The following is a 23,413-nucleotide window of genomic DNA, read 5'->3' as shown; positions in this document are numbered from 1 at the left end:
CGCTCGCGGTCAGCCGCGCATGTGGAAACGGTCGGTGGCGTCCTCGGCCGGTTGCACGACGACGAAGCCGTTGCCCTTGAAGGACACCTGCATCGCCTCGCCGGAACCACGCCCAACGATGCCGCCGAGCCGCATCGAGCGTTTGGTGCCGACCTTGAGGCTGGTGCTCCAGGCGACCAGCGCGTCCGGGTCGACGTAGGTCTCGCGCTCGGCGGGGTTGAGCACCACCGGGGTGCCGCGCGTGGTGATCGCCACCCAGCCCTGGCCGGAGAGTTCCATGTTGAACATGCCGTTGCCGCTGAACTTGGCGGTGACCCCGCTGATCATCTTGATCCGGTGTTCGAGGGTCTCGTCGAACGCGAGGATGTTGCTCGCGTTGACCGACAGCCCCTCGCCCGGGTTGAGCTGCATGATGGCCACGTCGGCGCCGTAGTCGGCGAAGTAGATGTCCCCCTGGCCGGTGCAGCTCATCAACTGCATGCGCTCCCCGGTGAGCCCGCTGGTCACCCGGCGCTGGATGCCCTGGCCGTAGCCGGCCATCCGGATGTAGCCCTCATAGGCGATCATCGAGCCCTGCTTGGCCAGCACGCCGGGCGCGCCGGGCTGGATGTTGACCCGGCAGATCTTGTGGCCGTGCGCGCTCATCCGGGCCTGGGGGGCGGTCTGCCCGTACGCGGCGATCAGTTGCTGATCCATGTTCCCCTCACACCTCGTAGGGCTGGACGACGATGAAGTTGTTGGTGCCCGGCGGGCACCGGAACTGCAGGTTGACCGTCTCGCCGCTGTGTCCGGGGAACGCGGTACGGCGCAGCCGCATCTGGGTCGTGGTGGAGACGTCCATGTCGGTCCAGGCCACGATCGCGTTGCTGTCCGCGAAGGTCGGGCCCTGCACGGGCAACACCAGCGGGATGCCCTTGGTCTTGACCACCACCGTGCCCTGGCCGCTGAACGTCTGGGCGAACAGCGCGCCGCCGGGGATGCCGGCGCCCTCGACCCGGGCCGGTTCGATGGTCAGTCCCTCGTCGAAGGCGAGCACGTTGGCCACGTTGACGAACAACTTGTTGCCCTGGAGTTCGACCAGGTGCAGGTTGGCCGCGTCCTCGGCGAGGAACACCTCCCCGTTGCCCTCGCAGCGCATCAGTTCGAGGGACTGGCCGGTCTGCCGGTTGTCGAACCGGCTGCGCAGGCTCTGGCCCTGGAACTTGAACTTCACGTCGCCCTGGTAGGCCACCATCACGCCCTGTCGGGCGATCACCTTGCCGCCGGAGACGTCGACGCGCACCATCTTGGGGTTCTGCTGGGCCCAGCGACCACCGGCGGGCACCTCGCGGTACTGCTCGATGCCGTACTGGAAGGCCGGCTCGGGCGTGGCCAGGCCGACGCCGGGGGGCGGTCCGGGCGGGCCGCCCTGGACCGGCCCGGGCGGCATGGGCCCGCCGTGCATCGGGCCGGGTGGCATCGGGCCGCCGGGTACCGGCATCTGGAGGGTGGGCTGCATCTGGCCGGGCTGCCCCGGGCCGGGATATCCGCCGGGTCCGGGCGGGCCCGGCGCCGGGTAGCCACCGGGCTGACCGGTGCCGGGCGGCGCGGGCGGCGCCATGTGCCCCTGGTGCGGCATCTGGTTCGGGTAGCCACCGGGACCGGGCGGCCCGGGCGGCGGCGGATAACCACCGGGAGCACCGTGCGGCGGTGTACCGGGACCCTGCTGGTACGGCGGCTGCGGCGGGCCGGGGGGCGGCGGATAACCACCGGGCGCACCATGCGGCGGTGTGCCGGGGCCCTGCTGGTACTGCGGCGGGCCGGGCGGCGGCGGGTAGCCGCCGGGGGCGCCATGCGGAGGTGTACCGGGACCCTGCTGGTACGGCGGCTGCGGCGGACCGGGGGGCGGCGGGTAGCCACCGGGCGCACCGTGCGCGGGCGTGCCCGGACCTTGCTGGTACTGCGGCGGCGGCCCGCCGAGAGGTGGCTGCGGCGGGCCGCCGGCGATCGGCATCGTGCCCACCGGCTGGGGCGCGGGCGGCGGCCCGCCGCCGGGTGGGCCGAAGGACGGCGCGGGCTGATGTTGCGGCGGCCCGCCCGAGGGCGGTGCGAAGCCGGGGGCGCCACCGGGCGGCACGGGCACCGGCTTCGGCGCCGGCTCGGGCTCGTCCTCGGCCACCTCGCCGCCGAAGTTCTCCAGGAGCGCGCGCAGCCCGCCGTCGAAGCCCTGCCCGACCGCGGAGAAGCGCCAGACGTCCTTCTTGTAGAGGTCCGCGATCATCACCGCGCGCTCGGTGCTGAACTCGCGCCCGGTGAACGAGTAGCGCGCGACCTCCTGGCCGCCCGCCACGATCCGCAGGTAGCCCGAGGCGACCTGGGACATCACCCCGTCGCCGTCCACGGTCGCGGTGAACGCGAGCTTGTTGACACTCGCCGGAACCCGGTCGAGGGTGACCCGGAAGGACTCGGTGTCGCCGGCCTGCGCGCCGAGGAGCTGAATCGACTCCTCGGGCGACTTGGGCTGGTTGAAGAAGATGAAGTACCGATCGTCGGACAGCCGTTCGCTCGCGTCCAACCCGAAGCACGCGATGTCGAACGTCAGCCCGGGGCTGTCCAGTTGCACCCCGACGTACAGATCGGTCCCCGCGGTCAGGTCGGACAGCTTCGACTTCTGTCCCTTCCTGAACTCGACCACTGTGTGGCTCCCTTCCCCGCTTTTCCGCCACCGGCGGTGCGGGCGCCCACCACCTGGGTCCCCGCCGCGCACGGCACGCTACAACATCGAATCCGCCCCGGTCCGGGTACGGCGCAACGCGCGGCGGCCCCCTGATGCCCGACCCGGACGGCCCCCCGCGACCGGTTGCCGGCTGCGTACGCGCCTCACGCTATACGCCCGAATCCGGCCCCGCGACGACTCGCGGCGGGCGGATCCGGGTCAGTCGCGGCGCTTGCGGGCGGCCCGATCGCGCGTTGTCCCGGCACGCGCACCGTCCGCAGCGGCGGTGCCCTTCCGGGCCCCGCGCGCGCCCGCCGCACCGGGCCGGTCGCGGGTCGGCGCGGCCGACTCGCGCTCGGCGCGCGGCGGCTCCGGCTCGGCGGCCCCGCCGTCCTCGTCGTCGCTCGGCGCGAGCCCGCTCGCGGCGGCGACGCCCTCCAGATATCCGCGGGCACGTTCGGTGCGCGGATAGGCCGCGAGCAGCGTCCAAAAACGTGGGCCGTGACCCGGTACCAGCAAATGCGCCAACTCGTGCAGCAATACATAGTCGACGACATAGGTCGGCATGCCGCGCAATCGTGTGGAGAGCCGGATCGTGCCGTCGATCGGCGTGCACGAACCCCAGCGACTGTTCTGATTGCCCACCCAGCGCACGCTCGCCGGTTCGGCCCGCCCGTCCAGATAGCGCGCGGACAACTCCCGGGCCCGCGCGGCCAGGTCCTCGTCACTGGGCCGGCGGCGGCGCTCCTGGGCGGCCAGCCGCTCCAGCATCACGCCGACCCAGCGTTTCTCCTCGGTCTGCGTCATTCGGCCGGGGAGCAGGACCACGGTGCGGTCCCCGTCCCGGTAGGCCGACACGGTTCGTCTCCGCCGGGCGCTGCGACGCACCTCGACGGCACCCTGATAGGGGGCTCCGGACAACATGTCGTGTCCGGCCCCGGGATCCGCGACCACAACCAGGACGTTAACCGAAGGCACCGACAGGGCGCCGCCGCTTCGGGCCGACCGGGGATATTCGGCGCCGCTTTTCGCGGGCATAAGCAATATTCGTTCGATATCTCTCATTCCATTCTTCTCTGCCTAATATTTCCAAATAGCATATTCATACGCCGCCTGTGGACAACAAAATGCCCGATCGCTTCTCCGGCAGGCACCCTGGGGCATGTCCTCGGTTCTTCTGCGTCCACTGCTCAAGCCCGCGCTGCGTCGGTTGTGGCGCGATCGACAGACCCTGCAACTGGGCCTGGATCCGCGCCGGGCGGTGTTGCTCGGCGGCCTGGATCCGCTGACCTCACGTTTCGTGGAGCACCTGGACGGCACCCGCGATCCGGCCCAACTGCACGAGGTGGCCGAGCGGATCGGCCTGGGGCCCGCCCGGGCGGCGGCGGTCCTGGAGTTGCTGGCGCGTGAGGGTGTCCTGGAGGACGCCGCCGGGCGCCCCACCCCGGTCCCCTCGCTGCCCGGTGCGCGGGCCCGGCTCGGTCCGGACCTGACCTCGCTGGCCCTGGTGCACGGCAGCGGCGCCGCGGGCCTGGCCGTGCTCGAGCATCGTTCCCGGGCGGTGGTGGCGGTGCACGGCGCCGGTCGGGTCGGCGCGGCGGTGGCCGGGCTGCTGGCCGCCGCCGGCGTCGGCCACGTGGTGCCCGCCGATCGCCGACCGGTGCGCGCGGGCGACGCCGGGCCGGTGGCACACGGATGGGACGCGTCGCGACCGCGCCGGGAGACCACCGTACGGGCCGCGCTGCGCCGGCTGGCCCCGGGAGTGCGCTGCGCGCTGCCCGCCGGGCGCGGCACCCCCGATGTCGCGGTACTCGTCCCGGAGGGTCGCCCGGATCCGGCCCCGGGTGCCCGACTGGTCCACCGGCGGGTTCCGCATCTGTACGCGGACATCCGCGAAACCACCGGAGTGATCGGGCCGTTCGTCCTGGTCGGGCGCTCGGCGTGCGGGCGCTGCCTGGATCTGGCCCGCAGCGACCGGGACCCGGGCTGGCCGCGGCTGCTCGCCCAACTCGCCGCGGCGCCCGGCCCCGGCGACGCGCCGTGCGATGTGGTGCTCGCCACCGAGGTGGCCGCCCGGGCCGCCCTTCAGGTGCTCACCTTCCTGGACGGCGGGCTGCCCACGACCGTGGACGGGACGGTGGAGATCGAGCTGCCGGACGGGCTGACCCGGCGCCGCAGCTGGGCACCGCACGCGCGCTGCGACTGCGGGGCCACCCGCCCGGCGCAAGAGGTGGGCCCCATCACACATGGGACGGCGTCCGGTCGGACACAATGGGTCGCGTGAGCGATCTTCCGCGCAGGGCCGTCACCCGCACCGCCAAGCTCGCGTCCCTCCCGCTGGGGGTGGCCGGCCGGGCGACACTGGGCCTGGGCAGGCGCATCGGCGGCCGACCGGCCGAGCTGGTCGCCGCCGAGCTCCAGCAGCGCACCGCGCAGCAACTCTTCAAGGTGCTCGGGGAGTTGAAGGGCGGCGCGATGAAACTCGGGCAGGCCCTGTCGGTGTTCGAGGCGGCGCTGCCCGAGGAGGTGGCCGGGCCCTACCGCTCGGCGCTGACCAAGTTGCAGGACGCCGCGCCACCGATGCCGGCCCGTACCGTACACAAGGCGCTCGCGGACAATCTGGGCACCGACTGGCGTTCGCTGTTCGAGGAGTTCACCGAGACTCCCGCGGCGGCGGCCTCGATCGGCCAGGTGCACCGGGCGGTGTGGCACGACGGCCGCGAGGTGGCGGTCAAGATCCAATATCCCGGGGCCGGCGACGCGCTGATCTCCGACCTCAACCAGCTCGGGCACGTCGCGCGCTTCGCCGGCGCGCTGATCCCGGGCATCGACGTCAAGCCGCTGATCGCCGAGCTCAAGGCCCGGGTGGCCGAGGAGCTCGACTACCAGCTGGAGGCGGAGGCGCAGACCGCGCACGCGGTGGAGTTCGACGGCGACCCGGACATCTTCGTACCGCACGTGGTGCACCAGACCGAGCGGGTGCTGATCACCGAGTGGATGACCGGCAAGCCGCTGTCCCAGGTGATCGACCGGGGCAGCCAGGACGAGCGGGACCGGGCCGGGCACATGCTCAGTCGTTTTCTGTTCTCCGGGCCGGCCCGGACCGGCATGCTGCACGCCGACGCGCATCCGGGCAACTTCCGGCTTCTGGAGGACGGGCGCCTCGGCGTACTGGACTTCGGTACGGTCAACCGGTTGCCCGAGGGGCTGCCCGAGCCGATCGGCCGGGCATTTCGACTCGCGCTCGACGGCGACGCGGACAGCGTCATGCAGGTGCTGCGCACCGAGGGCTTCGTCAAGCCGTCGATCAAGCTGGACGCCGCCGAGGTGCTCGACTACCTGCTGCCGTTCCTGGAACCGGCCGAGGCCGAGGAGTTCACCTTCACCCGGGCCTGGATGCGCGAGCAGGGCGCGCGGATCGGCGACCCGCGCAATCCCGCGTCCGCGCTGGCCCGGCAGCTCAATCTGCCGCCGAGCTATCTGCTCATCCACCGGGTCACGCTGAGCACCATCGGGGTGTTGTGCCAGCTCGGCGCCACCGCGCCGTTCCGCGAGGAACTGGCCACCTGGCTGCCGGGGTTCGCCGACACGGACGAAGCGGACTATCCGGACGAGGAGTTCGACTTCACCCTCGAGGACGTCGAGGAGTTCGAGGAGATCGACGGCGTCGCGGCTGCCGAGGGCCCGGAGGACGCCGCCGGGCGCTGACGACACCCACGCCGAAGGGCGGCACCCCGATCAGGGTGCCGCCCTTCGGCGTATCGGCGGGCCTCGCTACATCACCGCGATGGCGAGGGCGCGGCGCGCCCGCATGGAGGCGACCTCCGCCCGGCGGCGCATCCGGCGCGCCATCCGGACGTGGTACGCCCTGCGTTGGAGCTCCGCGTCGCGGAGCTGTTGATCCATCCGAGCCCTCGCGAGGGCTTCGTTGATCAGATGCAACTCCCTGCTCCTGTCATTGGGAAGAACGGCGTTCATGTCGTGGATGTGCTTCATCGGTTCCTGCGCGTACGCGGTGCTGCTTCGAGTGCTCGTGCGTCGGGGTCCGGCCGGCGGGGTCACGCGACGACCTCCGTCTTGCGCGGACGGCCGCGGGGACGCTTGCGGGCGACGACGACGCCCTGCACGAAGAGCTCGCCACCCCACACGCCCCAGGGCTCGCGGCGCTCGAGCGCGCCCTGCAGGCACATCTCGCGCACCGGGCACTCCCGGCACAGGGCCTTCGCGTACTCGACGTCCTCGGGGGACTCGGCGAAGAAGACCTCGGGGTCGTAGGAACGGCAGGGGATCGTGGCGTCGAGCTGCTCGGTGTCCTCGAACGCGGTGAGGGTCATCAGGTCTACCTCCGATGTCGCTGTGGCTGTGCTGCCGGGTGCGGGGGGTTTGACGTGGGGCACGGGGTGCTCCTGTGATTCGTGGGACTCGTGTCCCCGGTGGTCGCTACTCGGTTTTCGCTGACAGCCGACAAAAGACAAGGGCCGCGGATCCCGGTGTTCGGGATTCCGCGGCCCTGGAGGGTGCCGACCTGACTTCTCGTCAGGTCCTGTTCCTCCAGGACGGATACCCGTTGTTCCCGGCAAAACCGGCCATGGTCATTCCATTGGCCTGCTGCGTTTCCTGCTGCTGCGCCTGCTCGCAAGCCGCCGCAGCCGACGGTCGCTCGCTGCGACGCGTCGCCGTTGCCTGCTCGCCCTGCCACGGACCCTCGGCGCTGCCCGCCAGACCGACGAGACCTGAGGCACCCGCTGCTGCGGACACACCACTGCCGGTGCCGCGCAGTTGCGCGGAGGCGGTGATCAGGGCATCGGTCCCGGCATACGACGGCACCAAGGAGAGCCCGGCCAGGCCGGACTTGAGCAGGTGGAGATCGGCATGCGACAGCTTGGCGGAGCCCACCGACACCACGACCGAAGCGGCGGCGAACGCCTGACGCTGGGCTTTCAGGTTCCTGGTAATCACGACGTTCACCTCCTTCCGAGAGGGTTTCGGGGCAACACCGCAGGGGTGCTTCCAAGTTTCAGTGGACGAGCACGGTCGAACGTTCCGACCGTGCTCGTGAGCGTAGATGCGGTTTGGAGCAAGGCGCAAACGATTTATCGCATGGTCCTCGTCACTCGAGGGAATCCCCTCGGATCTCACCCTTCGTCCGGGGCATCCTCGACCTCCGGAATGTGGCCGTAGAGCTCGGGATCCGGGTCGATCGCGAGATCGTGACCGGCACACAGGGCGAGTACGTCGTCACCGAATCGCTCCAGCTTGGTCCGGCTCACCCCCGGAATCGCGGCGAGTTGGCGCTCGTTGAGCGGCCGGGTCTCGGCGATCGCGGTCAGCGTCGCGTCGGTGAAGATCACGAACGCCGGCTGGCTCTGCTCCTGGGCCCGGTCCAGGCGCCAGGCGCGCAACTGCTCGAAGAGGAACTCGTCGACGTCCGAGGGGCAGTCCAGACAGCGGCCGATCTTGCGTTCGGCGGCGTCCTGCAACGCCCTGGCACACACCCGGCAGCGCACCGGGCCGACCTTGCGCCGGGCCCGGGCGGTGCCGTCGAGGCCGCGCCCGGCGCCCGGCGAGCGGTAGGCGTCCGGCCGCCCCGCGCCCGCCCCGCGACCGCCGTCCGAGCCACGCAGGCCGTCCAGGAAGCGGGACGCCTTGCGCCCGCGACCGCCCGGGGTGCGCGCCAACGACCAGGACAGGGTCAGCTGCTCGCGGGCCCGGGTCACCCCGACGTAGAGCAGCCGGCGCTCCTCCTCGATCTTGTCGGGGGTGTCCGCGTAGGCGATCGGCATCATCCCCTCGTTGAGCCCGACCAGGAACACCGCGTCCCACTCCAGGCCCTTGGCCGCGTGCAGCGACGCCAGCGTGACGCCCTCCACGGTCGGCGCGTGTTGCGCGTTCGCCCGCTCGGCCAGCTCGGCGTTGAATTCGCGCAGCGTCGCGTCCGGTCGCTTGGCGGCGAACTCCTCGGCGAGGCGCAGCAGCGCGGCCAGCGATTCCCACTTCTCCCGGGTCTGGCCGGATCCCGCGGGCGGCTCCGGACTCCACCCGGTGTTGCCGAGCACCGCGCGCACCTCGTCGGCCAGTGCGCCGGCCTCCGGATCCGCGCCGCCGGAGATCGCGTGCGCGCGCAGGAAGCCGGTCGCCTGTCGCACCTCGGCCCGCTCGAAGAACCGCTCGGCACCCTTGAGCAGATAGGCCACCGACCGGTCGGCGAGCGCCTGCTCGTAGGACTCGGACTGCGAGTTGGTGCGAAACAGCACGGCGATCTCGGCGGGCCGCACACCGTCGTCGATCAGTTCGCGGATGCGCTTGGCGGTGCTCTCCGCCTCGGCCTGTTCGTCGGCGTGCTCGACGAAGCGCGGCTCGGGGCCGGTGCCGCGCTGCGAGATCAGCTCCAGGCGGTGCTTGGCCGCCTCGCCGGAGGCGTGCGCGAGCAGCCGGTTGGCCAGGCCCACCACCTGCGGGGTCGAGCGGTAGTCGCGGATCAGCTCGACCAGTTCCGCGTCCGGATGGCGGCGGCGAAAGCCCAGCAGGTAGGCGGGTGTCGCGCCGGTGAACGAGTAGATGGTCTGGCTCGCGTCGCCGACCACGCACAGGCTGCGGGCCCCGGTCGCCCACAGGTCGAGCAGCCGCTGCTGGAGCGGGTTGACGTCCTGGTACTCGTCCACCGTGAAGTGCCGGTATTGCGCCTGCACCGCCTCGCGCACCTCGGGGCGCTCGTCGAGCAGCCCGATGGTGAGCAGCAACACGTCCTCGAAGTCCATCCGGCCCTTGCCGGACTTGATCTTCTCGTAGGCGGCGTAGACGTGGGCGATCTCGGCGGCCGGGCGCGGCGGCTTGCGCCCGGCCGCGAGCACCGCGCCCGGATAGTCGTCCGGCGCGGTCTGGGTGGCCTTGGCCCACTCGATCTCGCCGGTGATGTCGCGCAGCTCGGTGCGATCGGCCCGCAGCCGGCAGTGCTGCATCGCCTCCCGGACCAGCGGGACCTTGGTCTCGACCAGTTGCGGCGGCGGGCCGGCGAACACCTTCGGCCAGAAGTAGGAGAGCTGGCGCAGCGCCGCCGCGTGGAAGGTGCGCGCCTGGACGCCGGGCACGCCCAGGTCGCGCAGCCGGCCGCGCATCTCCCCCGCGGCCCGCGCGGTGAAGGTGACCGCGAGGGTCTGGCCGGGCTGCATCGCACCGGTGAGCACGCCGTAGGCGATCCGGTGGGTGATCGCGCGGGTCTTGCCGGTGCCCGCGCCCGCGAGCACGCACACGGCGCCGTCGACGGCCTTGGCCACCCGCCGCTGCTCGGGATCGAGCGCGTCCAGGACCTCGTCGGGGGAAGCGATCATCGGCCCATCCTCTCAGGCGTCCCCCCGGGCCGAGGCCGGTTGTCCACAGGCGCCGGGATGTGCCCGGGGGCGGAATCAAACCGGGCCCGCGCACGTTGGCGACGTGGACGGCCGTGCCCGGACCGGGCGGACCCAGGACCCGAAGGAGTGCATGACGATGTCGGCCCCCGTGACGATGTACAGCACGACGTGGTGCGGCTACTGCCGCCGGCTCAAGAGCCAGATGGAGCGCGAGGGCATCGCGTACACCGAGGTCAACATCGAACAGGACCCCGCGGCGGCCGACTTCGTGATGAGCGTGAACGGCGGCAACCAGACCGTGCCGACGCTGGTCATCCTGCCGGCCGACGGCGGCGCGCCGCTGTGGACCGCGACCAACCCGAGCCTGGCCCAGGTCAAGGCCGCCGTCGCGGAGGCCGCCGCCGCCTGACCGGGCGACCGGGCGACCGGGCGAGACCCCACCGGCCCGCGACGGGACATCGTCGCGGGCCGGGTCGGTCCGGGCGCGAGCTACCAGTGGTTGCCCTCGTCGAGCGGTTCGCCGTACCACTTCTCGATCAGGTGTCGGGCGATCGAGATCGTTCCGGGCAGCAGTACCTCGCCCGCGTCGACCGCCTCCTTGAGCTGGGCGCGGGTGAACCAGCGGGCCTCGCTGATCTCCTCGCCGTCCACTCGCACCTCCTCGTCCTGCGTGTAGGCGATGAAGCCCAGCATCAGGCTGGAGGGGAACGGCCACGGCTGGCTGGCCAGGTATTCGGTGGACGTGGTGCGCACGCCCACCTCCTCGTGCAGTTCGCGGGCGACCGCCTGCTCCAGCGACTCGCCGGGCTCGACGAAGCCCGCGAAGGTGGAGAGCCGCCGCTCCGGCCAGCTCTCCTGACGGCCCAGCAGGCAGCGGTCGTCCCGGTCCAGGACGAGCATGATCACCGCCGGGTCGGTGCGCGGGTAGTGCTCGGTCCCGCAGGCCGGACAGCGGCGCACGTGCCCGGCGGCGACGATCTCGCTCGGTTGCCCGCAGCGCGCGCAGAACCGGTGCGTGCGGTGCCAGTGGTAGAGCCCGGTCGCGTGCACGAGCAGGCCCGCGTCCCGGTCGTCCAGGAGCGTGCCCAGTTCGCGCAGCGCGCCCTCACGCTCCCCGGCGGCGAGTTCGGCGGGCTCCTCGACGGTGATCGCGAAGTACGGCACGCCGGCCGCGTCCACGCCGAGCAACAATCGCTCGCCCTCGGGCGCGTGCGCCGGGTCGACCAGGACCAGGCGTGGTGCGCCCGCGTCGCCCGACCAGCACGCCCGGCCCTGGGCCAGGACCAGTACGCGCGCGTCGGGCCGGCGCCACGCGGCGGCCAACCACGCCTCGTCCAGGCGGTGTTCGCTCGCCCGGTCGAGGGTGGACCGGGCCAGTAGCTGCCCGGCGACGGGCTTGGGGTGGATCAACTGTCGTCCCTCCCGGATCGTGCGTCGTGCCAGGTCGCCGCGAGGTCCTGCCACAGGTGGGCGGCGGCCTCCGCGCCCTTGAGCAGCAGCGGCTTCTCCACCTTCTCATCGACCGAATGCCAGCCGTCGTCGGGCAGCGAGACGCCCAGGAAGACCACCGGCGCGCCGAGCACGTCCTGCAGATCGGCCTCCGGCCCGGAGCCGCCCTCGCGGGTGTACAGGATCTCCGTGTCGAACGCCCGGCCGAGCGCGCGCGTGACCGAGCGCAGTGCGGGATGGTCGAGCGGGGTCAGGCACGGCCGCACGCCGGTGCCGAAGTCGAGCTCGCAGCGGATCCCGGCGGGCACCCGCTCGGTCACCCACGCGCGGACCAGTTCGGCGATCCGCGCCGGGTCCTGCCGGTCCACCAGGCGGAACGAGATCTTGGCATGCGCGGACGCGGGCACGATGGTCTTGCGGCCGGGGCCGGTGTAGCCGCCCCAGATGCCGTTGACCTCGGCGGTCGGGCGCGCCCACACCCGCTCGAGGGTGGTGTAGCCGGCCTCGCCGCTCGGCGCCGCGGACTTGGCGTTGACCAGCCACGCGTCCTCGTCGAACGGCAGCTTGGCGAACAACTGCCGTTCGTGGTCCGTGAGTTCGCCGACCTCGTCGTAGAAGCCGGGAATCGTCACGTGCGCGTTGTCGTCGTGCAGCGCGGCGATCAGTCGGGCCAGCGCGGTGGCCGGGTTGGGTACCGCGCCGCCGAACGAGCCGGAGTGGATGTCGGCGGTGGGGCCGAAGAAGTCGATCTGCAGCTCGGCCAGGCCGCGCATCCCGGTGCACGTGCTGGGCGTGTCCGCGCCCCACATGCCGGTGTCGGACACCACGACCACATCGCACGCGAGCCGGTCCCGGCGCTCGCGCAGCAGCGCGGGCAGGTGCGGCGAGCCGGACTCCTCCTCGCCCTCGACGATCAGCTTGAGGTTGACCGCGGGCGTGTCGCGTCCGGTGGCCGCCAGGTGCGCGCGCACCCCGAGCAGGTGGAAGAGCACCTGCCCCTTGTCGTCGGCCGCGCCGCGCGCGTACAGCCGGTCGCCCACGTCGGTCGGCTCGAACGGCGGCGTACTCCAGCCGTCGGCGAGCGCGGCGGGCTGCACGTCGTGGTGTCCGTAGACCAGCACGGTGGGCGCGTCCGGGTCGGCCGAGGGCCACTCGGCGAACACCGAGGGCAGCCCGGGCGTCTCCCATACCTCCACGGTCGGGAAGCCGGCCTCGCCCAGCGCGCCGGCCAGCCACCGGGCGCTGCGCTCGACATCGGCCGCCGCGGCCGGGTCGCCGGAGATCGAGGGAATGGCCAGCCAGGTGCGCAGGTCGGCGAGGAAGTCGGCGGCGTGCGCGTGTACGTGGCCGGCGATGTCGGGGTCGGGATTGCTCATACGTTCGACCATATGCCTGCCGTCCGAGCGCGCGGCACGCGGCGCGGGCCGAGGCAAACACGACGCTCGCGCATTCGGCGGGTTACCGTCGGCCGATGACCACGTTGCGTGTCGCGACCTTCAATCTCCTGCACGGCATGGATCTCGCCGACGGCGTGTCGGACCCGGCCCGACTGCGGGCCGCGCTGGCCGAGTTGGACGCCGACATCGTCGCCCTCCAGGAGGTGGACCGGCATCAGGAGCGCTCGGGCGGGGCCGATCAGGCGGCGCTCGCGGCCGAGGCGCTGGGCATGACGCAGTGGCGCTTCCTGGCCTCGGTGCACGGTGTCCCGGCGCCGGTGTCGGGGTGGACCGAGGACGAGCCGGTGCCGGGCGAGCGCCGGGTCTACACGGCGGGCGAGCGGGGCGAGGGCGGGCCCGGCTACGGCATCGCGCTGCTGTCCCGGCTGCCGGTGTCGCGTTGGCGGGTGCGGCGCTTCCCGGCCGCGCCGCTGAGCCTGCCGCTGCGGGTGCAGGGCCGGCCGGGCCTGACCCGGGTGCCGGACGAGCCCCGGGGCGTGCTCGCGGCGGTGGTCGAGGGGCCGCACGGGCCGTTCACCGTGCTGGCCGCGCACCTGTCCTTCGTCCCCGGCTGGAACATCTCGCAGTTGGCCCGGATCCGCCGCTCCACCGCCGACCTGCCCGGCCCGCAGCTGCTGCTCGGCGACTTCAACCTGCCGGGCCGGATCCCCCAGGCGGTGGTCGGCCGACGCGGGCGCGGTGCGGGCGCGGTCCGCTGGCGCTCGCTGGCCCGCGTCCCCACCTACCCCTCGTACCATCCGCGCGTGCAGTTCGACCACGTGCTCGGCCACGGCATCGGCCCGGAAGCGGTCCGCCGCACCGAGGCGGTCCGCCTGGGCGTCTCCGACCACTGCGCCCTGGTGGTCGAACTGAAGGTGGGTTAGCGCCGCGGCTCAGGCGGTCAGTCGGGCCCCGCGCAGCCCGTCGTGCCGGGCGACGACCGGGCGGTATTGCAGCAGGACCATCGCCGCGTCGTCCTGGAGGGGGTGGCCGACGTGGCGCTGCACGTCCGCCTCCAGGCGGTCCAGGGTGTCCTCGACGCCGGGCAGCGCGTCCGGGGCGCGGTCGGGCAGCGGGTAGAACTCGCCGGCCGCGTTGCGCGCCTCGATGATGCCGTCCGTGTAGAGCAGCAGCCGGTCGTCGCGCAGCAGCGGCACCCGCAACACCGGCAGCTCGAGCCGGCGCAGGTCCAGGATGCCCAGCGGCGGCGTCGGGGCCGGCGGGTCGAGCGGGCGCGCGTGCGCCCCGCGCAGCAGCAGCGGGGCCGGGTGGCCGCAGTTGAGCACGTCCACGCTGTCCGTGTCGTGCGGGAAGCCGAGCAGGATCAGCGTGACGAACTCCTCGTCGTCCTCGCCGAGTCGACGCTCCAGGCTGGCCGAGAGCCGGCGGGCCACACCCGGCAGGTCCTGCTCCTCGTACGCGGCCTCGCGAAACGCGCTGAGCACCGCGGCGGCGGTCCGCACCGCGCCCAACCCCTTGCCGCGCACGTCGCCGATCGCCACCCGGATGCCGAACGGTGTGGGCACCACCTCGTACAGATCGCCGCCGATCCGCGCCTCGGCCGCCGCCGCGCGGTAGCGCACGCCGACGGTGAGCGGGCCCATCGTCTGCGGCACCTGGGGCAGCAGCACCTCCTGGGCCGCCTCGGCCACGCTGCGCACCTCTTCGATGGTGCGTTCCTGGCGCATCCGTACGTGTACGCCCAGCCACGCGGTCATCGTCACCAACGCCACCGAGAGCAGCGTGACGTAGGGTTCGCCGCCGCCCCGGCCCTCGCCGAGCGCGGCCAGCATCAGCGAGACCAGGCCCGCCACCGCGCCGGTGATCAGCGGTCCGCGCGGCGCGGTCTGGGTCAGGCCCGACATCGCCGGCGCCACCGCGAGCAGCGGGCCCACGTGCACGTTCTCCGGCGTCCCGGCGGCCAGCACGACCACCGCGAGGATCACCAGGAACGGCAGCAGGCGCAGAATCAAGCCGATCACCGGCAGCAGCGGCCGGTCGCCCGCAACGCCGACGAGCCGCAGTGCCCGTCTCGTCTTCGCTGTTCCGCGCACCGGTGCCGTATCCCGTCCCGTTCGAAGTTCGCCGTCGTGTCGATCCTCATAAACCATACGAGTGTCGGAATCCGGCCGCATCGGGCCCATCGTCACCCGTTCGGGGTTTCCTCGGGATCAACGACCGAGGTCGGCGGGTGGTTCGTCGCCATCCATGAACAACTGTTCCAATTCGTCCCGGCCGGGCAGACCCTTCGGCCGGACGAGTTCCCCGGTGCGTACGTACAGGAACGCCGCCGAGACGTCCTCGATCGACACGTCGGCGTATTCGGCCCAGGCGAGCCGGTAGACCGCGAGTTGCAGCGGGTCGGCGTTCTGCACCCGGTTGGTCTTCCAGTCGACCACCTCGAACCCGGCGCCCTCGCGGTAGACCGCGTCGATCCGGCCGCGCACGATCCGGCCGCCGAGGAAGAGCTGGAAGGGCGCCTCCACCCGGTGTGGGGCGCGCTGCGCGTACGGGGTGCGCAGGAACGCCTCCTGGAGCGCGAGCAGGTCCGCCTCGTCGGTGATCTCCTCGTCGGCCGCGCCCGGCAGGTCGTCCGGTTCCAGCAGGGGACGTTCGCCGAACAGCGACTCGACCCACGCGTGGAACCGGGTGCCGCGCCGGGCGGCGGGCGCGGGCGGGCGCGGCATCGGCCGGGCCAGCTCACGGGCCAGCCCGTCCGGATCGTTGGACAGGCGCAACATCTGGGACGCGGACAACGTCGCGGGCAGCGGCACCTCGCGCACCCCGGATCGGCCGCGGCGCAGTTCCTCGGCGAGCCGGATCAGGTCGCGATCCCAGGACTCGATCAGGGCCAGCTGGTCCGGGGTCGGCTCGACGGCGGCGGGGGCCTCCACCGAGGGATGCCCGGCACGTACCTCGTCCGCGTGCTCGCGGGCCTCGTCGTGGCCGCGCGAGGGCCGCGCGTAGGCGGGCGGCGGCCCGGGCTCGTCCTCCGGCGGCGGCGCCTCGTCCGGGTCCACCGGTACGTATGTCCCGTACGCCTCCAGCGGCACCGCCTCGTCGGCCGCCGGCGCCGCTTCGGTATCGAACTCCGGCTCGACCGACGGGTGTTGCACCGCGTGGTCGACCCGCCGGGCGGCCTCGCGGCGGCCCAGCTCGGCCAGTACGGCGGCGGCGGCTCGGCGGCGCTCGACCAGCGCGGTCGGGTCCAGGGGCAGCGGCCAGGCGTGCTCGACGGTCGCCGCGAGGTGCGGGTTGACCGGTTCGGCGGGCTCCGGCGTCCACACCTCGACCGTGCCGTTGCCCGCCAGGCAGTGCGCGCGCAGCCGGTCCAGGAACTCGGACGGGCCGCGCGGCTTCTTCTGGGTACTCCCCCACCAGTGCCCGGACCCGATCAGGAGTTGTTTGGGCCGGGTGAAGGTGACGTAGCCCAGGCGCAGCTCCTCGATCGCCTGGTGCTCGCGCATCGCGGCGTCGAACGCCTTGAAGCCCTTGGCGGTCGGGTCGGGCAGCACCGCGAGGGCGTCCGCGTCGCCGCGCAGCGGGTGCGGCAGGGCCTTGCCGTTGGTGATCCACTTGGTCTGCGTACGCACGCTCGGGAAGACGCCCTCGATCAGCCCGGGGACCGCGACCACCGCCCACTCCAGGCCCTTGGACTTGTGCGCGGTGAGCACCTTGACCGAGTCGCCGGCCGTGGGCAGGCTGCCGTCCAGGCCCTTGTCGTGTTCGGCGGCGGTGCGCAGGAAGGCCAGGAACGCGGTCAGCGAGGGGTCGCCGTCCAGGTCGGCGAAGCCCGCCGCGATGTCCAGGAACGCGTGCAGCGTCTCGCGTCGCCGGGCGGCAAGTGCGCCGGGCGACGCGGACAGCTCGACCTCCAGGCCGGTGCCGGCGAGCACCCGATGCAGCAGGTCCATCAGCGGCTCGCCCAGATGCCGGCGCAACTCGCGGATCTCGGTGGCCACCCGCGCGAACCGGCGGCGGGCCTCGGCGGAGAACGGGTATTGCTCGCCGGGGTCGGCCAGCGCGTCGGAGAGCGAGACCACCTCGGTGGGGTCGATCCCGGCCACCGCCTCCTCCAGGCGCGCGTCGGCGTCGTTCGCGCCGGCGCGAACGACGCGGACCAGTTCGGCGGCCCGGCGGCCGAGCAGAGCCAGGTCGCGCGGCCCGATCCGCCAGCGCGGCCCGGCCAGGAGCCGGACCAGCGCGGAGTTGGCGGTCGGGTCGTCGAGCACCTCGCAGGTCGCCACCAGGTCGGCCACCTCGGGCAGGTGCAGCAGGCCGGACAGGCCGACCACCTCGACCGGGATGTCCCGGCGGACCAGCGCCGCGTGGATGTCCGCGAAGTCGGCGGCGGTGCGCGCGAGCACCGCGACGTCCCCGGGGGTGATCGGGTTGCCGTCCTGGTCCAGGACGGTCTCGATCGCGGTGCCGATCCGGTCGGCGAGCCAGTCGATCTCCTCGTGCTGCGTGGGCAGCAGCGCGGCCACCGTCCGGCCCTCGTGCTCGGCCCCTGGGCCCGGGCGCAGCGCCTCGACGCCGCTCTCGGGGGTACGCAGCGGCCCGGAGAGGTCGTTGGCCAGGCTCAGGATCCGGCCGCCGCTGCGCCGGTTCTCGGAGAGCGAGTAGCGGGCCGCGGGGACGCCGTCGCGGGCGGGGAAGTGCACCGGGAAGTCGTGGATGTTGGCCACCGAGGCACCGCGCCAGCCGTAGATGGCCTGGCACGGGTCGCCGACCGCGGTGACCGGGTGGCCGTGCCCGAACAGGCCCTGGAGCAGCACTCGCTGGGCCACCGAGGTGTCCTGGTACTCGTCGAGCAGGACGACCCGGTAGGTGTCCCGCAGGATCTCGCCGACCTCGGGCCGCTCGCCCGCGATCTTGGCCGCGTAGGCGATCTGGTCGCCGAAGTCGAGCAGGTCGCGGCCGTTCTTGGCCCGGTCGTAGGCGGCCACCAGGCGGCTGAGGTCGAGCCGGCGGCGGGCCGCCTCGGCGGCCTTGCGGGCCGCGGCCGAGGGCTTCGCGGCGGCCTCCACGTCGGCGACGAAAGCCCGGTCCCAGTCCCGGAGCCGGTCGATCGGCACCAGGTGTTCGGCCAGTTCGCCGGCCAGGTGCAGCACCTCGGCCACCACGTCGGGCAGCCGGCCGGTCAGCGTCGGGAACGGGCCGCGCGCGGTCCGGGCGGCCCGGGCGGCGAGCTGATAGCGGGTGGCGTCGGCGAGCAGGCGGGCGGAGGGTTCCAGGCCGATCCGCAGGCCGTGTTCCTGGAGCAGCCGGCCGGCGAAGGCGTGGTAGGTGGACACGGTCGGCTCGCCCGCGTCCTCGTCGGCGGGGATCTCGCCGCCGCGCAGTTGGCCGATCGCCTTGCGTACCCGCTGGGCCAGCTCGCCGGCGGCCTTGTTGGTGAAGGTGAGGCCGAGCACCTGGTCCGGGCGCACCTGCCCGGTGCCCACCAGCCACACCACGCGCGCGGTCATCACCGTGGTCTTGCCCGACCCGGCGCCGGCCACGATCACCCCGGGCGCGAGCGGCGCGAGCACCGCGTCCAGCTGCTCCGGGGTGAACGGGATCCCCAGGAGACGACACAGGTCGTCCGGGTCGGTCAGTACGGCGTGCACCGAGGAAGACTAGCCCCGCACGGCGACAGGGACGGTCGCGGTGCGGGGCCGGGCGGCCCAGGGCCGGGCGGTGCGGTCGCCGGTCAGGCGTCCTTGAACTGCTTCTTCAGGTCGTCCTTGCTGAACGACTCGGCAGGCGCCTTCGGCTCACACTTCGTCTTGCCCTTGCTGAACTTCATCGTCGCCTTGCCCTTGCCCTCCGACTTGATCATGAACGGGAAGGGCTTGCCCTTCTCCTTCACGTAGAGGGTGGTGGTCTCACCCTCCTCGTCCTTCTTGCTGAGCGGGATCACCTTCACGCCGTCGATCTTGACCGCGTCGCCCTTGGTCACGCCGCTGGTGTCGCCGTCGAAGAGGGCTGCCATGCTTGCCAGGCCGCCCTCTTCCTCGTCCGCCGGGCTCTTCACGAACTTGCCGGCCACCGTGGCCGCGGCCCGGTCGATGACGGCGGGCGGGACGCTCCCGGTCATCGACATCTTCCAGAAGGGCACGTCGGCCTTCAGGTACTCGTCCTTGCCGATCACGATGATCTCGGCCCGATTGCCGTCGATGGTCATCGTGCCCTGCACGTCCGTGCCGTTGCGGATGCACAGGTCCCAGTCGATCCGGGTCTCCTCGTCCTGCCCACCGCCGACCATCTTGTAGTCGTCGACGGACTTGATCAGCCGCTGCGCCTCGTCGGCCAACGTCTTGGCGTCGGTGCCGGCATTGGACTTCGCCTCCGAGCCGCCGGCACAGGCGGTCAGCCCGGCCAGGGCGAGGGCAACGACGGGGACGATCACGGCCATGCGTGGGATGCGCACGAAACTCCTTGATAGGGACTGGGGAGTTGGTCGTGAACGAGTATGGCGATGGCAAAAAACGATTTATTCGCCGCCCCAAATTGACCGCTTTCACCCGGATCGGTACCACCGCCCCGATCGGCATGGCAGTGCGCAGGCCCGATCAGTCGACCGTCATCCGACCCTCCGGGCGCGCACTGCAACATCTGCGGAAGTCGCAGCGGTCGCAGTGCGAGCCGGTGGTGGGGGTGAAACGTTCGCCGATGATCCGGCCCGCCACGTCGGCCAGCAGGCCGCCCACCCACGTCCCGCCGTCGGGGTCGGGCAGCGGCGGGTCCTGGGCCAGCACCAGGGGCTGCCCGGTGTCGGCCCGGTCCGGTGAGCGCAGCTGGATCAGCTCGGCGCCGCCGGATCCGGGTCGGCCGGCCGCGAAGTCGGGCAACTCGTCGAGCGCGCCGTTGGCGACCGCGACCTGGTAGACCGCGAGCTGCGGATGGCCCTCGATCTCGTTGCGGGTCGGCGGTTTGCGGCCGGTCTTGAAGTCGACCACGTACGCCAGGCCGTCCGCGCCGCGCTCGACCCGGTCCATCGAGCCCCGGATCGACACCCGATACTCCCCGGCGGTCAGCTCGACCTCGAAGTCGTGTTCGGTCGCCGCGACCACCCGGTGCCGCTCGTGCGTATGCCAGGACAGGAACCGCTCCAGTGCGGTCCGAGCCTCGTCCTTCTGCTGCTCGGACTGCCACGGCGCGTCGAACGCCAGCGCGTCCCAGACCCGATCCAGCCGGTCCATCAACACCGGCAGCTCGGCCGCGGTGGCGCCGGTGCCCACCTCGTCGGCGAGCGCGTGTACGACGTTGCCGAAGCCGAGCGCCGCCGAGCGCGGCGAGTCCGCGTGCACCTCGCTGCCCAGGAACCAGCTCAGCGCGCAGTCGCGGACCTTGGCCACCGAGCTGCCGGACAGCCGGACCGCACCGCCCGGATCACGGATCGGCACCCCGGGATCGGTCGGCTCGACCAGCCCCCACCACCGGTCCGGATGCGCGGCCGGGACCAGCAACTGGCCCTCGTCGTCGCGCAGATCGGCGAGCGCGGCCAGCCGGCGGGCGGCGGCCCGGCGCACCACCGCCGGGGCCAGCGGATCCACCGCCGCCGACCGCAGCTCGGCGACCAGCGCGGAGGTGGACAGCGGACGCCTGGGCCGTTCCTTGACCTCCACCGGCGGCACGCCCAGCTCCTCCAGGAACCGCGAGGGCTGATCGCCGTCGTCGTAGCTGGAGTCGACCGCGGTCACCACGAGCCGCTCCTGCGCCCGGGTGATCGCGACGTAGAACAACCGCCGCTCCTCGGCGAGCAACGCGCCCGGGGACAGCGGTTCGGCCAGGCCGTCCGAGCCGATCCGGTCCGCCTCCAGGAGCGAGCCGCGCCGGCGCAGGTCCGGCCACAGGCCCTCCTGCACGCCGTGCACCACGACCAGGCGCCACTGCAGGCCCTTGGCCCGGTGCGCGGTCAACAGCCGCACCGACTCGCCGCGCAGCGCGCTCTCGTCGAGCCGGTCGCCGGGAATCTGCTGGGCCTTGAGCTCGGCCAGGAAGTTGAGCGCGCCGCGATGCCCGGCCCGCTCCTCGGCCCGGGCGGCCACCTCGAACAGGGCCACCACCGCGTCCAGATCGCGGTCCGCGTTGCGTCCGGCGGTGCCGCCGCGCAACACCGCGCGCTCGAGTCGGCCGGGCCACGGGGTGCCCTGCCACAGCTCCCACAGCGCGTCCTCGGTACTCCCGCCGCCCGCGAGCACCCCGCGCGCCTTGCCGATCAGCAGGCCCAGGCGCAATGCCCCGCCGCCGACCCGCTGCGCTATCCCGACCAACTGCCCCGGCTCGGCCAGCGCGTCCCGGATCAGCTCGGCCGACGGTCGGGTACTGGTCACCGACGCGCCGGCGGCGGCCCGCTCCTCGGCCCGCAACGCCCGCCCGAGCAGCCGCAGATCACCTGCGTCCAGACCGCCCAGCGGGGACTGCAACAACGCGCGCGCGGTCTCCGCGTCGAGCACGCCCGGATCGGCCGCCACGTGCAGCGCGGTCAGCAGCGGCGACACCGCCTGCTCGGCCGCGATCGGCAACTCGTCGCCGGCGATCTCCAGCGGCACCCCGGCCGCCGAAAGGGCCCGCCGCAGGCCCGGTATCGAGCGTGCCCCGGACCGCACGAGCACCGCCATCCGCCCCCACGGCACGCCGTCCTCCAGGTGCGCGCGGCGCAGGATGTCGGCGGTGTTGTCCAGTTCGGCGCCGGGCGTGGGGTACGTGTAGACCTCGACCCGGCTGGGATCCTCGGCGCCGGCCACCGACGGGATCAACTCGCGGTGCGCGCGCACCCGGTCCCCGGGCAACCGGCTCAGCGGCATGCGTCGGGTGACCACCCGCGACGCGGCCAGCAGTCCGGCCGGGGCCCGGCGCGAGGTGCGCAACACCACGATGTCGGCGGGCGTGCCGTCGGCGCGCGGAAAACGGTGCGGGAAGTCGAGGATGCCGTTCACGTCGGCGCCGCGGAACGCGTAGATGGACTGGTCCGGATCACCCACCGCGATCAGCTCCCGGCCGTCCCCGGCCAGCGCCGCGAGCAGCCGCACCTGCGCCGGATCGGTGTCCTGGTACTCGTCGACGAACACCGCCCGGTAGCGCCCGCGCAGGATCTGGGCGATCTCCGGCTGCTCGGCCAACAACACGGCGCGGTGCACCAGTTCGGCGTAGTCCACCACACCCTGCGCGTCGATCACGTCCAGGTATTCGGCCAGGAAGTCGGCCGCCGCGCCCCAGTCGCGCCGCCCGGTGTCCTTGGCGAACCGGGCCAACGCGTCCGGGTCCAGGCCGAGTTCGCGGCTGCGCGCGATCACCGCGCGCACCTCGTCGGCGAAGCCCCGGGTGCCCACCGCCGCGCGCAGTTCGGCGGGCCAGGTCAAGCTGCCCTCCTCGACCCCGCCCGCGAGCAGCTCGCGCACGAACACGTCCTGCTCGGGACCGGTCAGCAGGCGCAGCGGATAGCTGAACAACTCGGCGGGCTGGTGCTCGCGTACCAGCGCGTAGCAGAACGAGTGGAACGTGGTCGCGGTCGGCACCGCCGCGGTGCGGGCGCCGGCGGCGCGCAGGCGTGCGGTCAACCGGTCGCGCAGTTCGCCCGCCGCCTTGCGGCCGAAGGTCAGGACCAGGATCTCCTCGGGCCGGATCCCGCGCGCCACCCGGGCCGCGACCGCCTCCACCAGGACGGTGGTCTTGCCCGTACCGGGACCGGCGAGCACCAGGAGCGGCCCGCCGCGGTGCTCGACGACGGCACGCTGATAGTCGTCGGGGATCACCGGCGCGGGCGGCGCCACCGGGGTACGCCGCAGCCGGTAGGCCGGAGTCGGGGTGGTCATCTGGTCGGGGAAGCCTTCGGGTCGCCGTCGAATCCTGCGTCTGCCCGGACCGCGCGCCGAGCCGGAGCGGGGCCGGGTGCCCGGCCGAGTCGCCGCCCGGGTCCGGTCCCGCGGATCCTGGTGGGTCGGCCGCGCCCCGGTCGGCAGGGCGCGGCCGATGCCCATCAGATCACACCCGCGACCATCGCCCCGGCGGCACGCCGCACTCCGGGGCGCCCCGAACCCGACCACGACGACCCGCCGGGCCGCGCCCGGTCAGGGCGTCGGCGGCGGCTCGTCGCCGCCCGGCACCTCGTCGGGGTCCGGGATCCAGCGCGCCGAGCCCATGTCCACCCGCTCGCCGCCCGAGCGCAGCGGGGTGCCCTCGGCCCGATAGTGCGCCGGAGCCCGGACCGCGTGGCTGTCCGGCAACGAGCCGTCCGCGCGCACCACGCGCCACCACGGCACCCCGCCGCCGAACAGCGCCATCACCCGGCCGACCTGCCGGGGGCCGCCTTCCTGCAGGGCCTCGGCGATGTCGCCGTAGGCCATCACCCGCCCGGGGGGAATGCGCTCGACCAGGTCGAGCACCCGCTCGGCGAAGGGGTTGGGGTCACTCATCCGCACATGGTGGCAGAGTCCTCGGACAGCGCGTCGCAGCACCGACGAACCCCGTTCGGCCGCACTTCGGCGCGGCCGGGC

At 73.1% G+C, this 23,413-nt stretch carries 17 protein-coding genes and 1 pseudogene; 4 read left to right on the top strand and 14 right to left on the bottom strand.

Annotated elements, in window-relative coordinates; translation table 11 throughout:
• Positions 1-9: 9 nt before the first annotated feature.
• The 3 genes and pseudogenes from ABIA38_RS30365 to ABIA38_RS30355 all read right to left on the bottom strand — a co-directional run.
• Positions 10-696 carry an AIM24 family protein gene (locus ABIA38_RS30365; protein WP_424642068.1) on the bottom strand — a complete coding sequence of 229 codons (687 nt, stop codon included), beginning with the start codon at positions 694-696 and terminating at the stop codon, positions 10-12.
• Between the two features lie 7 nt (positions 697-703).
• On the bottom strand, positions 704-2,674 hold the full coding sequence (locus ABIA38_RS30360; RefSeq protein ID WP_424642067.1) for a TerD family protein: 1,971 nt from the start codon (positions 2,672-2,674) through the stop codon (positions 704-706).
• 432 nt (positions 2,675-3,106) lie between these two features.
• Positions 3,107-3,619: pseudogene (locus ABIA38_RS30355) on the bottom strand (M48 family metallopeptidase); the annotation flags it as partial.
• Positions 3,620-3,857: 238 nt separating this feature from the next.
• On the opposite strand from ABIA38_RS30355, the gene ABIA38_RS30350 reads away from it, so the two are divergent.
• The gene (locus ABIA38_RS30350; RefSeq protein ID WP_424642066.1) at positions 3,858-4,979 is read left to right on the top strand and encodes a ThiF family adenylyltransferase; all 1,122 of its coding nucleotides are present in this window, start codon (positions 3,858-3,860) and stop codon (positions 4,977-4,979) included.
• Positions 4,976-6,403 carry an ABC1 kinase family protein gene (locus ABIA38_RS30345; RefSeq protein WP_424642065.1) on the top strand — a complete coding sequence of 476 codons (1,428 nt, stop codon included), beginning with the start codon at positions 4,976-4,978 and terminating at the stop codon, positions 6,401-6,403. The genes ABIA38_RS30350 and ABIA38_RS30345 overlap by 4 nt, the downstream gene beginning before the upstream one ends.
• Before the next feature lie 66 nt (positions 6,404-6,469).
• Here ABIA38_RS30345 and ABIA38_RS30340 read toward each other — a convergent pair whose 3' ends face one another.
• The 4 genes from ABIA38_RS30340 to ABIA38_RS30325 all read right to left on the bottom strand — a co-directional run bounded on the left by ABIA38_RS30340 (position 6,470) and on the right by ABIA38_RS30325 (position 10,023).
• Complete coding sequence (locus tag ABIA38_RS30340) at positions 6,470-6,691, bottom strand: hypothetical protein (protein WP_424642064.1); 222 nt, start codon at positions 6,689-6,691, stop codon at positions 6,470-6,472.
• 62 nt (positions 6,692-6,753) lie between these two features.
• Entirely contained in the window at positions 6,754-7,092 is a 339-nt protein-coding gene (locus ABIA38_RS30335; RefSeq protein WP_424642063.1) for a WhiB family transcriptional regulator, read from the bottom strand.
• Positions 7,093-7,231: 139 nt separating this feature from the next.
• Complete coding sequence (locus tag ABIA38_RS30330; protein ID WP_424642062.1) at positions 7,232-7,663, bottom strand: hypothetical protein; 432 nt, start codon at positions 7,661-7,663, stop codon at positions 7,232-7,234.
• 167 nt (positions 7,664-7,830) lie between these two features.
• Entirely contained in the window at positions 7,831-10,023 is a 2,193-nt protein-coding gene (locus tag ABIA38_RS30325) for an ATP-dependent DNA helicase UvrD2 (RefSeq protein WP_424642061.1), read from the bottom strand.
• Positions 10,024-10,180: 157 nt separating this feature from the next.
• Here ABIA38_RS30325 and ABIA38_RS30320 point away from each other — a divergent pair, with 157 nt between their 5' ends.
• Complete coding sequence (locus ABIA38_RS30320) at positions 10,181-10,453, top strand: mycoredoxin (RefSeq protein WP_424642060.1); 273 nt, start codon at positions 10,181-10,183, stop codon at positions 10,451-10,453.
• Between the two features lie 80 nt (positions 10,454-10,533).
• Here ABIA38_RS30320 and nudC read toward each other — a convergent pair whose 3' ends face one another.
• Both nudC and ABIA38_RS30310 read right to left on the bottom strand, forming a co-directional pair.
• A complete protein-coding gene (gene nudC, locus ABIA38_RS30315) occupies positions 10,534-11,454 on the bottom strand; it encodes an NAD(+) diphosphatase (protein WP_424642059.1) in 921 nt (306 codons plus the stop codon).
• Positions 11,451-12,869 (bottom strand): dipeptidase, encoded by a 1,419-nt coding sequence (locus tag ABIA38_RS30310; protein ID WP_424642058.1) that lies wholly within the window; start codon positions 12,867-12,869, stop codon positions 11,451-11,453. Before ABIA38_RS30310 ends, nudC begins: the two co-directional genes overlap by 4 nt.
• A 95-nt stretch (positions 12,870-12,964) precedes the next feature.
• Here ABIA38_RS30310 and ABIA38_RS30305 point away from each other — a divergent pair, with 95 nt between their 5' ends.
• Positions 12,965-13,813 (top strand): endonuclease/exonuclease/phosphatase family protein, encoded by an 849-nt coding sequence (locus tag ABIA38_RS30305; protein ID WP_424642057.1) that lies wholly within the window; start codon positions 12,965-12,967, stop codon positions 13,811-13,813.
• Between the two features lie 9 nt (positions 13,814-13,822).
• Here the strand turns inward: ABIA38_RS30305 and ABIA38_RS30300 are convergent, their stop codons facing one another.
• The 5 genes from ABIA38_RS30300 to ABIA38_RS30280 all read right to left on the bottom strand — a co-directional run bounded on the left by ABIA38_RS30300 (position 13,823) and on the right by ABIA38_RS30280 (position 23,332).
• A complete protein-coding gene (locus ABIA38_RS30300; RefSeq protein WP_424642056.1) occupies positions 13,823-14,983 on the bottom strand; it encodes a PP2C family protein-serine/threonine phosphatase in 1,161 nt (386 codons plus the stop codon).
• Between the two features lie 117 nt (positions 14,984-15,100).
• Entirely contained in the window at positions 15,101-18,541 is a 3,441-nt protein-coding gene (locus tag ABIA38_RS30295) for a UvrD-helicase domain-containing protein (protein WP_424642055.1), read from the bottom strand.
• A gap of 83 nt (positions 18,542-18,624) precedes the next feature.
• Positions 18,625-19,344, bottom strand: a complete 720-nt coding sequence (locus ABIA38_RS30290) for a hypothetical protein (protein ID WP_424642054.1) — start codon at positions 19,342-19,344, stop codon at positions 18,625-18,627.
• Positions 19,345-19,486: 142 nt separating this feature from the next.
• Positions 19,487-22,732, bottom strand: coding sequence for an ATP-dependent helicase (locus ABIA38_RS30285; RefSeq protein ID WP_424642053.1), 3,246 nt, complete (start codon positions 22,730-22,732; stop codon positions 19,487-19,489).
• A gap of 255 nt (positions 22,733-22,987) precedes the next feature.
• Positions 22,988-23,332 carry an MGMT family protein gene (locus tag ABIA38_RS30280; protein ID WP_424642052.1) on the bottom strand — a complete coding sequence of 115 codons (345 nt, stop codon included), beginning with the start codon at positions 23,330-23,332 and terminating at the stop codon, positions 22,988-22,990.
• Between the last annotated feature and the right edge of the window lie 81 nt (positions 23,333-23,413).

The sequence above is a fragment of the Embleya sp. AB8 genome (assembly GCF_049739465.1).
Lineage (GTDB): Bacteria > Actinomycetota > Actinomycetes > Streptomycetales > Streptomycetaceae > Embleya.
Note: the sequence above shows the minus strand (reverse complement) of the source record. Positions and strands in the feature narration are given on the sequence as shown.

Coding starts and splice junctions, on each gene's coding strand:
- ABIA38_RS30365 (WP_424642068.1), bottom strand. CDS start 696: ATGGATCAGCAACTGATCGCCGCGTACGGGCAGACCGCCCCCCAGGCC.
- ABIA38_RS30350 (WP_424642066.1), top strand. CDS start 3,858: ATGTCCTCGGTTCTTCTGCGTCCACTGCTCAAGCCCGCGCTGCGTCGG.
- ABIA38_RS30340 (WP_424642064.1), bottom strand. CDS start 6,691: ATGAAGCACATCCACGACATGAACGCCGTTCTTCCCAATGACAGGAGC.
- ABIA38_RS30325 (WP_424642061.1), bottom strand. CDS start 10,023: ATGATCGCTTCCCCCGACGAGGTCCTGGACGCGCTCGATCCCGAGCAG.
- ABIA38_RS30320 (WP_424642060.1), top strand. CDS start 10,181: ATGTCGGCCCCCGTGACGATGTACAGCACGACGTGGTGCGGCTACTGC.
- ABIA38_RS30310 (WP_424642058.1), bottom strand. CDS start 12,869: ATGAGCAATCCCGACCCCGACATCGCCGGCCACGTACACGCGCACGCC.
- ABIA38_RS30305 (WP_424642057.1), top strand. CDS start 12,965: ATGACCACGTTGCGTGTCGCGACCTTCAATCTCCTGCACGGCATGGAT.
- ABIA38_RS30285 (WP_424642053.1), bottom strand. CDS start 22,732: ATGACCACCCCGACTCCGGCCTACCGGCTGCGGCGTACCCCGGTGGCG.
- ABIA38_RS30280 (WP_424642052.1), bottom strand. CDS start 23,332: ATGAGTGACCCCAACCCCTTCGCCGAGCGGGTGCTCGACCTGGTCGAG.